This window comes from Streptomyces sp. NBC_01463 (assembly GCA_036227345.1).
GTDB lineage: Bacteria > Actinomycetota > Actinomycetes > Streptomycetales > Streptomycetaceae > Streptomyces.
Window position 1 is genome coordinate 3,212,087 of sequence record CP109468.1, and the last position, 10,633, is coordinate 3,222,719.

The following is a 10,633-nucleotide window of genomic DNA, read 5'->3' on the forward strand; positions in this document are numbered from 1 at the left end:
ACCTGCGCACACGTACGCAGCACGGAACGACAAGGACCCCAGGAGAGGTGCCATGAGCAAGCAGACCATTCTCGGACGCGTCACCCAGCTGGCGAAGGCCAACATCAACGCCCTGCTCGACCAGGCCGAGGACCCGCAGAAGATGCTGGACCAGCTGATCCGCGAGTACACGTCCAACATCTCGGAGGCCGAGCAGGCCGTGGCCGCCACCATCGGCAATCTGCGGCTGATGGAGCAGGACCACAGCGAGGACGTCGAGGCGGCCAAGGGGTGGGGCGAGAAGGCGCTCGCGGCCAGCCGCAAGGCCGACGAGCTGCGGGCGGGCGGATCGGCAGGTGACGCCGACAAGTTCGACAACCTGGCCAAGGTCGCGCTCGGCCGCCAGCTCCAGTCGGAGAAGGAGGCGAAGACCGCGGAGCCCACCATCGCCGCGCAGACCGAGGTGGTGGACAAGCTCAAGACCGGCCTGGACCAGATGAAGGCGAAGCTGACGGAGCTGAAGTCCAAGCGGGACGAGCTGGTCGCCCGGGCCAAGTCCGCCCAGGCGCAGAACCAGATGATGGACTCCGTCAAGAACATCAACGTCCTCGACCCGACCAGCGAGATCAGCCGCTTCGAGGACAAGGTGCGGCGCGAGGAGGCGAAGGCACTGGGCAAGCAGGAACTCGCCGCGTCGTCGCTGGACGCCCAGTTCGAGCAGCTGGACACGCTGGGCGCCAGCGCCGAGGTGGAGGCCCGCCTCGCCGCGCTGAAGACGGCCTGACCCTCCGGGCCGTCCTCAGTACATGCTCAGGAGTTCCTCCACCGTGCGCTCGACGGCCGGTCCGCCGTCGGGCAGCGGGAGTTCGAACCAGACGGTCTTGCCGCGCGGGGTCCGCCGCGATCCCCAGGCGGCGCTCAGCAGCCCGACCAGCTGGAGTCCGCGGCCGCCCTCGTCCGTGTCGCGTGCGCGCCGGCGCCGCGGCTGGACGAGGCCCGCGTCCCACACCTCGCAGACGAGGGTGCGGTCCCGCAGCAGCCTCAGCCGGATCTCGCCCTCGCCGTAGCGCAGGGCGTTGGTGACGAGCTCGCTGACCAGGAGTTCGGTGGTGTCCACCAGGTCGTCGAGGTCCCAGGAGAGCAGCTGGCCGCGGGCGAGCTCGCGGGCGCGGCCGACCGAGCGGAGCTCGCGGGGCAGCCGCCAGTCGCCGACGGCCTCGGCCGGCAGTCCCTGGATGCGGGCCATCAGCAGGGCGATGTCGTCCTCGCCGTGCCGGGTGTCGAGCGAGCTCAGCACGTGGTCGCAGACGTCCTCCAGGGGACGCGCGGGTTCAACGAGGGCTCCGCGCAGCGCTGCCAGTCCCTCGTCCAGCGGGTGGTCGCGGGACTCGACGAGGCCGTCGGTGTAGAGGGCGAGGAGGGCGCCCTCCTTGAGCTCCACCTCGACCTCCTCGAAGGGTTCGCCGCCGACGCCGAGCGGCATCCCGGGCGGTACGTCGAGGAGCAGTGCCGCCTCGCCCGGTTCGACGACGACGGGGGGCAGATGACCGGCGTTGGCGAAGGTGCAGCGCCGGGTGACCGGGTCGTAGACGGCGTAGACGCAGGTCGCGAGATAGACCTCGGAGAGGTCCGCCTCCCGGGACTTGTGGGCGGCGCGGGAGGGCCACTGGGCGCCGCCGCCCGCGTCGGCCGAGGTGCCGCCGCCGGGGGTGCCGAGGCCGCGGGCGACCTCGTCGAGCGCGGAGAGCACTTCGGCGGGTTCGAGGTCGAGGAGGGCCAGGGTGCGTACGGCGGTGCGCAGTTCGCCCATGGCGACGGCGGCGCGCAGTCCCCGGCCCATCACGTCGCCGACGACGAGGGCGGTGCGGTGTCCGGGGAGTTCGATGACGTCGAACCAGTCGCCGCCCACCTCGGTCGCCGTGTTGCCGGGCAGGTAGCGGCAGGCGATGTCCAGGCCCGCGGCCTCGGGGTCGCCGGGGGGCAGGAGGCTGCGCTGGAGTATCAGTGCGCGTTCGTGCTCGCGGCGGTAGAGGCGGGCGTTGTCGATACAGACGGCGGCGCGGGCGGCGAGTTCGGTGGCCAGCGCCCGGTCCCGTTCACCGAAGGGTTCGCTGCCCTTCGTACGGGAGAACTGCACGAGGCCGACGACGGTGTCGTGGGCGACCATCGGCACGGCGAGCGTGGACTGGACGAAGCCGCGGTCGTCGCCCGGCACGTCCTCCACATGGCCGGTGCGCAGGGCTATGGCGCAGGGCGAGCCGAAGGGGTAGTGGTGCACGGCGCCGAGTGCGGGCGGCCCGGTGACCGAACCGGATTCGGCGTCGGGCGAGGCGGGGGCGAGGCCGGGCAGGGTGTCCGACACGGCGCTGGCGAAGGCGACGCGGCGCAGTTCGGCGGAGCCGCCGACCGCATCCCGGCGCAGCGGGCTGCCGCTGCCCGGCGGGGCCTCCTCGCCGGTGAGCAGGGCCTGGTAGAGGTCGACCGCGGCGAGGTCGCAGAAGCCGGGCACGGCGACGTCGAGGAGTTCGCGGGCGGTGGTCTCCAGGTCGAGTGAGTTGCCGATGCGGGCGCTCGCCTCGTTGAGGAGGGCGAGGTTGCGCCGGGCACTGGCGGCCTCGCGGGCGGCGATGTGGCGCCGGGTCACATCGGTGGCCAGTCCGGCGATGCCGATGGGGCGGCCCGAGCCGCTGTGCACCCGGTAGAGGTTCATCGACCAGTGGCGGCGCTCGGTGCCGCCGGGGGTGGTGCCGACGAGCTGGAGGTCGGTGACGGAGTCGCCGGTGGCCAGCACGCGTTCGAGCGTGGCGGTCAGCCGGTCCGCCTCCGCGCCGGCCAGGTAGTCGTCGACGGTGCGGCCGCGGTGGTCGTCGGCCCGGCCGCCGAAGACCGTGGCGAAACGCTGGTTGGCCCGTACCACGGTGAGATCGGTACCGAACAGCACGAAGCCGAAGGGAGATTGACCGAAAATCGCCTGCGATGCGGCGAGGTCCGTCTCGATGACGCGCAGGGCGCGCACGTCCACGACGATGCAGACCGCGGCCCGTTCACCCGTGGCCGTCTCGCTCGGCATGACATAGATCTCGGCGAGCCCGTGCACACCGTCCTCGCCCGGCATCCGGAAGGGGACCAGGCCCGTCCACTCCTTGCCGTCGAGCACCTCGCCGATCCGCCGGCGGCCGTCCCCGCGCAGTTCGGCGGGCATGAACGCCTCGACCGGGTCCCTGCCCACGGCCTCGGAAGCGGCAACGCCGAAGAGACCGGCGGCCCGGCGGCTCCACTGCTCGATCAGGCCGTCGGGGCCGATCGAGAAGGAGGCGACCCTGATGTAGTCGTAGATCGAGCCAGGCGGACTGCTCTGCCACACGACGTCGCCCGCTGTCCCAGGTATTTCGCTCACGCGACCGTCCCCTCCAGCTCACACACCGGACCGGTCCTGCCCGCAGTATTCAGCACTACGGCCCCGACCGACACGGCGTTCACGATCACAGCACGGTCTCAGTCCCTTTCGGCCAGGTTCCGACCGGACCGCGGGTGATCGCTGTTCGTCCCACCTCACTCCTAACCAGGGAGAGCCAGCTCGAACCACACCGTCTTGCCGCTCTTTCCTCGCCTGGTCCCCCAGCGGCGTGCCGAACAGGCCACGAGCTGCAGTCCTCTGCCGCCTTCGTCGTCGGGCCCAGCCGTACGTTCGGTGGGCGGATCCGGAAGCGGATCGGAGACTTCCACGAGCAGCCCGGGGTGTGCGGAGGGGCCGTCGCCCCGGGGACGGGGGCGCACCAGCCGCACCCCGATGGGACCCGCCGTGTAGCGCATGGAGTTGGTCACCAGCTCGCTGACCAGCAGAACCGCCAGATCACCGACGGCCGCGTCGAGCCCCCAGCAGCGCAGCGCGTCGTGGACGGCGTGCCGGGCGGTGCGCACGGCACCGGGGACAGCAGGAAAACTCCACTCGGCGCAGTCGCCTTCGGTATCGATCACGCCGATCACTTCCCAAGACCAGCAACGGAGGACGTCCTGTTTGCGGGGGCTAAACACCACATACCCGAAATACAGGACGAAATACCGCTGCCGTCGACACGTGGGGCGTACGGGTGCAATGCCGTGCGCACGAACGGCCGTACGTGTAGGGAAGGGGCGCGCGGATCCGCGGACGGGCGCTCCGCTCAGCGTCGGGCGCTGCCGGACAGCCGGCGTACGGCTTCCGCGACCGCGGGCCGGTCCTGTTCCAGCCAGTCCACCGTGTCGCTCTCGCCCGGTCCGAGCCAGCGGAGCTCGTCGTGGTCCTGGAGCGGGGCGGGCACACCGGAGACCAGCCGGGCCGTCCACACCCGGAGCACGTAGCCGGCCTTGAGCGGCCACTCGCCGGGGATGCGCTCCAGCGGCTCCGTCTCGATGCCCAACTCCTCGCGGAGCTCGCGGACGAGCGCCTGCTCCCCGCTCTCGCCCGGCTCCACCTTGCCGCCGGGCAGCTCCCAGCGGCCGGCCAGCTCCGGCGGTGCGCTGCGGCGCGCGGCCAGCAGCCTTCCCCGGTCACAGACGGCTCCGGCCACCACCACGCGATCAGTCATGGTGCGGAGCGTAATGCCCCGTCACGGCCGTCCGGAAAAGCGCCGGGAGGGGCAATGGGGCGCACTACGGCCTGGCGGTCTGCCCTATGCGCTCCACCCAGTAGAGCTGCTTGTGTCCGCGGCCCTCCAGCTTGTCGGCGGTCCGCTGCGCCTCGTCCTGCGTGGCGTACCTGCCCACGCGGTAGCGGTTGCCGTTGTCGTCCTGCCGTATCACCAGCCAAGGGAGCACGGCACCGCTGTCGCTCATCGTGTCCCTCCCGAGCATTGCGCCCCTCCCCTGAACGGCGTGCACGCTTCTAAGGATCCCCAGGAAACCGCAGTACGCATATGCCCGAGCGTACGCCTGACCTTCACTCAACGCATACGCAATTGCACAAAGAGATACTGATCCGGCCAGGAGTGGACCAACGCCCTGGGGGCGCATCCGTCCGGATGCGCCCCCAGGGCGTGGTCGCGTGCTCCGACAGGGCCTATGCGGGGCCCGCGCCGCCGCGCAGCACCGGCATGGGCATCAGGACGGGCCCTCCGGCGGGGTCCTTGCGGCAGACGTCGCCGCAGTCGGCGTCCAGGGAGCAGCAGAGCGAGCAGATCGGCCCGGACTGCACGGGGCAGTCGGCGATGTCCGGGAGTTCGTACGCCGTCTCGCAGACCGCGCAGGTGTGGGTGGCGGTGATGTCCGCGATCTCGACACCGGGCCCGTTCACCGGGTTGGGCCGCGCCAGGTAGTACTTCCCCTTCGTGGCCCAGGCGATCAGCGGACAGAGCGTCAGCGAGAGCCCGGCGGCGATGAAGGTCGAGAAGGCCTCCGCGTACGTACCGAACAGCCCGAAGAAGGCGAGGATCGAGACGGTCGAGGCGATCACCATCGCTCCGAAGCCCGCCGGGTTCACCGCGTACAGATAGGCCCGCTTGAACTCGATGTACGGCGGGCTCAGCCCGATCCGCTTGTTGATGACGAGGTCGGCGGCGACGGCGGCGATCCAGGCGATGCCCACGTTGGAGTAGAAGCCCAGCAGCTTGTTGAGGGCCGCGAACATGTTCATCTCCATCAGCGTCAGCGCGATGACGAGATTGAGGAAGATGTACCAGACCCGGCCGGGGTGGCGGTGGGTGATGCGCGAGAAGAAGTTGGACCAGGACAGCGAGCCGCTGTAGGCGTTGGTGACGTTGATCTTGATCTGCGACACGATCACGAAGAGCGCGGCGGCCGGCAGCGCGAAGGAGCCGAGCCAGGGCTTCAGCGCCTCGATCTGCGGGGCGATCGGCTCCAGCGCGTGCGTCTTGCCGACGGCTTCCAGGGCGACGAAGGCGAGCAGCGCGCCGCCGATCTGCTTGGCCGCGCCGATGATGACCCAGCCGGGTCCGGCGGCGAGGACGGCGAGGTTCCAGCGCCGCTTGTTGGCCTCCGTCTTCGCCGGCATGAAGCGCAGGTAGTCGGCCTGTTCGCCGATCTGGGCGATGAGCGAGAGCGCGACGCCGGTGCCGAGCCCGAAGCCGATCCAGGAGAAGCCCGAGCCGGACCCCTCCGTACCGCCGAAGGAGCCGAACGCGCCCCAGGCGTCCGGCGCCTCGAAGGCGAGGACGACGAACGGCAGCACCATGCCGATGATCCAGACGGGCTGCGTCCAGGCCTGCACCTTGGCGAGGGCGCCCATCCCGCGGAAGACGATCGGGATGACGATCAGGGTGGTCACCAGGTAGCCCGCCTCGACCGGCAGACCGATTGCCTGGTGCATGGCCTGCGCCATGATCGAGCCTTCGAGGGCGAAGAAGATGAAGGTGAACGACGCGTAGATCAGCGAGGTCAGCGTCGAGCCGAAGTAGCCGAAGCCGGCGCCCCGGGTCACCAGGTCCATGTCGAGGCCGTACTTCGCGCAGGCCCGGGCGATGGGGATGCCGGTGAGGAAGATGATCGTCGCGGCGGCCAGGATCGAGGCGAATCCGCTGGTGAAGCCGTAGGTGAACACGATCGATGCGCCGATCGCGAAGTCGGCGAGATAGGCGATCCCGCCGAGCGCCGTACCCGCGACCGTGCCGGGCGACCAGCGCCGGAAGGAGTGCGGCGCGTAGCGGAGCGAGTAGTCCTCGCGGCTCTCGTCGGCGGCGAGCGCGGCGTAACTGCGCCGGGGCGGCGGGTCGGCGGACCCGCCTGCGAGGTCTCCCCCGGAGGCGGGTTCCGTCTTCGGTACGGCTGTGTCCGTCATCGGTGACTTCCCGTTCGTCAGGCCGGTGTGCGGGTCCGAACGGGAAGTTAGGAGCAGGACATGACAAGACGTCACCGTCGTCGATTGCCCGGCTGTTACGGGACCGGGGCCCCCGTTAACTTGTCGTCACGGGCACCGGACGCGCACCACCGGGTATCGGTCACCCGACAGGAACGCCCCCGGCCGGCCCCGCTGACCAGGCAGGAATCCACCTGCCCGCCCCCGGCCGCCCGACGGGAATCCCGCCGCCCGGCCGCCGTCAACGGACGGGCAGGTGGTAGGCGATCCGGTAGCGGTCGGCCGGCACCACCACGTCGGCGGTCTCGACCGGGCGACCCGACGCGTAGTACGTCCGCTCGATCACCATCACCACATGGCCCGGCACCCCGCCGAGCGCCAGGAGCTCCTCCGCCAGCCCCGGGCGCGCGCCGACCTGCTCGGCCACGTTGTCCACGACGACATCGATCGCGGCCATCCGCTCGACCACCCCGCAGCCGCCCAACGGGCCCTCCTCCGGCAGCATCACCGGTGTGCGGCCCGTGACCGCGAGGGTCTCCCAGGAGGTGGAGAGCATCATCGCCTCACCGGCGTCCCGGAACACGTAGCGCGTACGCATCACCCGGTCGCCCGGCTCGATCCCGAGCCGTTCGGCGATCTCCGGGCTCGCCCCCTCCTGCTCGCTGCGGGACTCCCAGGTCCCGCGCGCCCCCTCCGCCGTCTGCTCCTGCCGGAACGGGCTCGCCCCGGCCTCCGAGCGGAAGCCGGAACGGGCGATCCGACGCGGGACCGGGCGCTCGCGGACATACGTGCCGGAGCCGGAGCGGCCCTCGACCAGCCCCTCGGCCATCAGCACCTTGCGCGCCTCCAGCGCGACGGTGTCCGATACTCCGTATTCCTCGCGGATACGCGCCTGCGAGGGCAGGCGGGTATGCGGCGGCAGCGAACCGTTGACGATCTTCTCTCGCAGATCGCTCGCAACGCGCAGATAGGCGGGCTGCTCACCGAAAGTCACAGGCCACTCCCCAAGAAGTTGACAGACCGCAACAGCCTCGCAACCCTCGGTTCCGGACCGCAAGCACAGGCCAGAGTTTCACTCGAAGTGATGATTCATCAGTCGCGTGCGCATACCCCGCCCGTGTCCACCAGGACATCTTCGGCCGTTACCGGCCTTCCCCCTCCCCTGCCTCTTGACCTCATTTGGTCCAGACCAATAGTTTCCTCTTCACACAGCACGGCCACGCACCTCCCCGCACATGCCTCCGCACACGCACAGGAAACGGGCCTCATGCGTCGAAGAACCCTGTCCGGACTGGCCATTGCCGCCGCCGGGCTCTCGCTGGCAGCCACTCTCTCCCCCGCCGCCAACGCCTCCCCGGGCCACGGCACGGACCGCGGGAACCACCACCAGGGCTCCGCGCCCGACTACAAGCGCGTCGGCTACTTCACCCAATGGGGCGTCTACGGGCGCGACTTCCAGGTCAAGGACCTGGAGACGAGCGGCACGGCGGCCAAGCTCACCCACCTCAACTACTCGTTCGGCAACGTGAACGCCGACGGGAAGTGCTTCACCGGCAACGTGCCCGGCGAGGCCGACGCCTGGGCGGACTACGTCCGTCCGCTGGACGACGCGGGCTCGGTGGACGGCGTCGCCGACACCGACGACCAGGCCCTCGCGGGCAACTTCAACCAGCTGCGCGAGCTCAAGGCCAAGCACCCCGGCCTCAAGGTGATGATCTCGCTCGGCGGCTGGAGCTGGTCCACGCACTTCTCGGACGCGGCCCGCACCGCCGCCTCCCGCAAGGCCTTCGTCTCCTCCTGCATCGACCTGTACATCAAGGGCAACCTGCCGGTGGACGGGACGCGCGGCGGTCAGGGCGCGGCGGCCGGTCTCTTCGACGGGGTGGACATCGACTGGGAGTGGCCCGGGTCCGCCGGTGACACCGACACCGTCTTCCGCCCGGAGGACAAGCGGAACTTCACGGCTCTGGTGCACGAGTTCCGCACCCAGCTGGACGCGTACGCGAAGAGCGGCGCCGCCTCGCGCAAGGGCGGCCACCACGGCCGGAAGCCCAAGCACTACGACCTCTCGGCGTTCGTCCCCGCCTCCCCCGAGAAGATCGACGCCGGCTTCGACGTACCGCGCGTCATGCGGGACTTCGACTTCGTGAACCTCCAGGGATACGACTTCCACGTCTCGGGCGAGAAGACGACGGCCCAGCAGTCCGCGCTGTACGCGAAGGGCGACTTCAGCGGCGACCGGACCGTGCGCGACTGGCTGAAGCGCGGCGCCCCGGCCCGCAAGCTGGTGCTGGGGATGTCGTTCTACGGTCAGGGCTGGACCGGGGTGACCGGTGGCGGCGACGGCCTCGGCCAGCCCGCCGCGGCCCCCGCGCCCGCCACCTGGGCGGCCGGCTACGAGGATTACAAGGCCCTCAAGAAGCTGGCCGAATCCGGTACGTACAAGGTCCACCGCAACGTCCGTGACGGCAGCGCCTGGCTGTTCGACGGCACCACGCTGTGGACGTACGACGACCCGCAGGTCCTGCGCACCAAGACCGCGTACATCCGCGACCACCGGCTCGGCGGCGCGATGTTCTGGTCGCTGGACGGGGACACGGACGACGGCGAGCTGATGACCGCCGTCGACCGCGGACTCTCCCGGCGCTAGGCAGCACCCCTCGTCCGGGGCGGCCGCGACACCGCGGCCGCCCCGGACTCGGTACCCGTGCTCCGTGCTCGGTACGGTCGGCGGCTGGCATGCTGGCCGTCATGGCCACCACCACCTACCGCTGCCCGCAGGACGGCACCCGTGCCGCCGTCACCTCGCTGACCTGGTGCTGCCCGCTCTGCGGCGGCCCGTGGGACCTCGACTTCGAGAGCGCCCCCTTGCGCGCCGACGCCCTGCCCGGCCGGGTCAACTCCCTGTGGCGGTACGAGGAGGTCCTGCCGCTCTCCGCCCCCGCGACCACCCTCGGCGAGGGCCGCACCCCGCTCGTGCCGCTCACCGGCACGGTCTCGGCCAAACTCGACTTCCTGATGCCGACGCTCTCCTTCAAGGACCGGGGCGCGGTGATGCTCGCCGAGCTGGCCCGCGGCCTCGCCCCCGAGCGCGTCGTCGCGGACAGCAGCGGCAACGCGGGCACGGCCGTCGCCGCGTACTGCGCCCGCGCCGCGCTGCCCTGCACGGTGTACGTCCCCGAGGGCACGTCCGCGAAGAAGACCGAACAGATCAGGGCCCACGGCGCCCGGCTGGAGGTCGTCCCCGGAGACCGCGAGGCGACCGCGCGGGCGGCCCGCGCCGCTGCCGGCACCCCGGGCACCTTCTACGCCTCGCACGTCTTCAACCCGTACTTCCTGCACGGCACGAAGACCTATGTGTACGAGCTCTGGGAGGATCTCGGCGGCCGGCTCCCGGACGCCATCGCCGTACCGGTCGGCAACGGCACGCTGCTCCTCGGCGCGGCCCTGGCCACGGCCGAACTCCTCGCCCAGGGCCTGATCGACACCCGGCCCGCGCTGGTCGCCGTCCAGGCCGAGGCCGTGTCGCCGCTGGCCGCAGCCTTCCACGCGGGGGCCGACGACCTCCTCGACACCCCGGCCGGCGCCCTCGCCTCCCCCACCCTCGCCGAGGGCATCGCCATCCCGCGCCCGCCGCGCGCCCGGGCGATCCTGGCGGCGGTGCGGGAGTCGGGCGGCACCTTCCTGACCGTGACCGAGGACCGGATCCGCGACGCCCAGCTGGATCTGGCCGCGCGCGGTTTCTACGTGGAGACGACGGGGGTGGCCTGCTGGGCGGCGGTGGGCGGCTGGACCGACCGCAGCGTCGTCGTCCCGCTGTGCGGCGCGGGCCTCAAGACGGGGCTCGCGGCGGTGTGACCCCGC

9 protein-coding genes are annotated in these 10,633 nt (G+C 71.2%); 3 read left to right on the forward strand and 6 right to left on the reverse strand.

What is annotated here, in order from left to right; all coding sequences use genetic code 11:
- Positions 1 to 52: 52 nt before the first annotated feature.
- Entirely contained in the window at positions 53 to 763 is a 711-nt protein-coding gene (locus OG521_13965; protein ID WUW21829.1) for a PspA/IM30 family protein, read from the forward strand.
- Positions 764 to 778: 15 nt separating this feature from the next.
- On the opposite strand, the gene OG521_13970 is transcribed toward OG521_13965, so the two are convergent.
- From OG521_13970 to OG521_13995, 6 genes are all read right to left on the reverse strand, one after another.
- The gene (locus OG521_13970; protein WUW26681.1) at positions 779 to 3,343 is read right to left on the reverse strand and encodes a PAS domain-containing SpoIIE family protein phosphatase/ATP-binding protein; all 2,565 of its coding nucleotides are present in this window, start codon (positions 3,341 to 3,343) and stop codon (positions 779 to 781) included.
- Between the two features lie 194 nt (positions 3,344 to 3,537).
- Positions 3,538 to 3,966, reverse strand: coding sequence for an ATP-binding protein (locus OG521_13975; protein ID WUW21830.1), 429 nt, complete (start codon positions 3,964 to 3,966; stop codon positions 3,538 to 3,540).
- 176 nt (positions 3,967 to 4,142) lie between these two features.
- The gene (locus OG521_13980; GenBank protein ID WUW21831.1) at positions 4,143 to 4,547 is read right to left on the reverse strand and encodes a (deoxy)nucleoside triphosphate pyrophosphohydrolase; all 405 of its coding nucleotides are present in this window, start codon (positions 4,545 to 4,547) and stop codon (positions 4,143 to 4,145) included.
- A gap of 64 nt (positions 4,548 to 4,611) precedes the next feature.
- Complete coding sequence (locus OG521_13985; GenBank protein WUW21832.1) at positions 4,612 to 4,812, reverse strand: SPOR domain-containing protein; 201 nt, start codon at positions 4,810 to 4,812, stop codon at positions 4,612 to 4,614.
- 205 nt (positions 4,813 to 5,017) lie between these two features.
- Entirely contained in the window at positions 5,018 to 6,751 is a 1,734-nt protein-coding gene (locus OG521_13990) for a hypothetical protein (GenBank protein ID WUW21833.1), read from the reverse strand.
- Positions 6,752 to 7,010: 259 nt separating this feature from the next.
- Positions 7,011 to 7,763, reverse strand: a complete 753-nt coding sequence (locus tag OG521_13995; GenBank protein ID WUW21834.1) for a GntR family transcriptional regulator — start codon at positions 7,761 to 7,763, stop codon at positions 7,011 to 7,013.
- A 273-nt stretch (positions 7,764 to 8,036) separates the two neighbouring features.
- Here OG521_13995 and OG521_14000 point away from each other — a divergent pair, with 273 nt between their 5' ends.
- Together OG521_14000 and OG521_14005 are read left to right on the forward strand one after the other, a co-directional pair.
- Complete coding sequence (locus OG521_14000) at positions 8,037 to 9,419, forward strand: glycoside hydrolase family 18 protein (protein ID WUW21835.1); 1,383 nt, start codon at positions 8,037 to 8,039, stop codon at positions 9,417 to 9,419.
- Between the two features lie 89 nt (positions 9,420 to 9,508).
- Positions 9,509 to 10,627, forward strand: coding sequence for a pyridoxal-phosphate dependent enzyme (locus OG521_14005; GenBank protein ID WUW21836.1), 1,119 nt, complete (start codon positions 9,509 to 9,511; stop codon positions 10,625 to 10,627).
- Positions 10,628 to 10,633 lie beyond the last annotated feature (6 nt).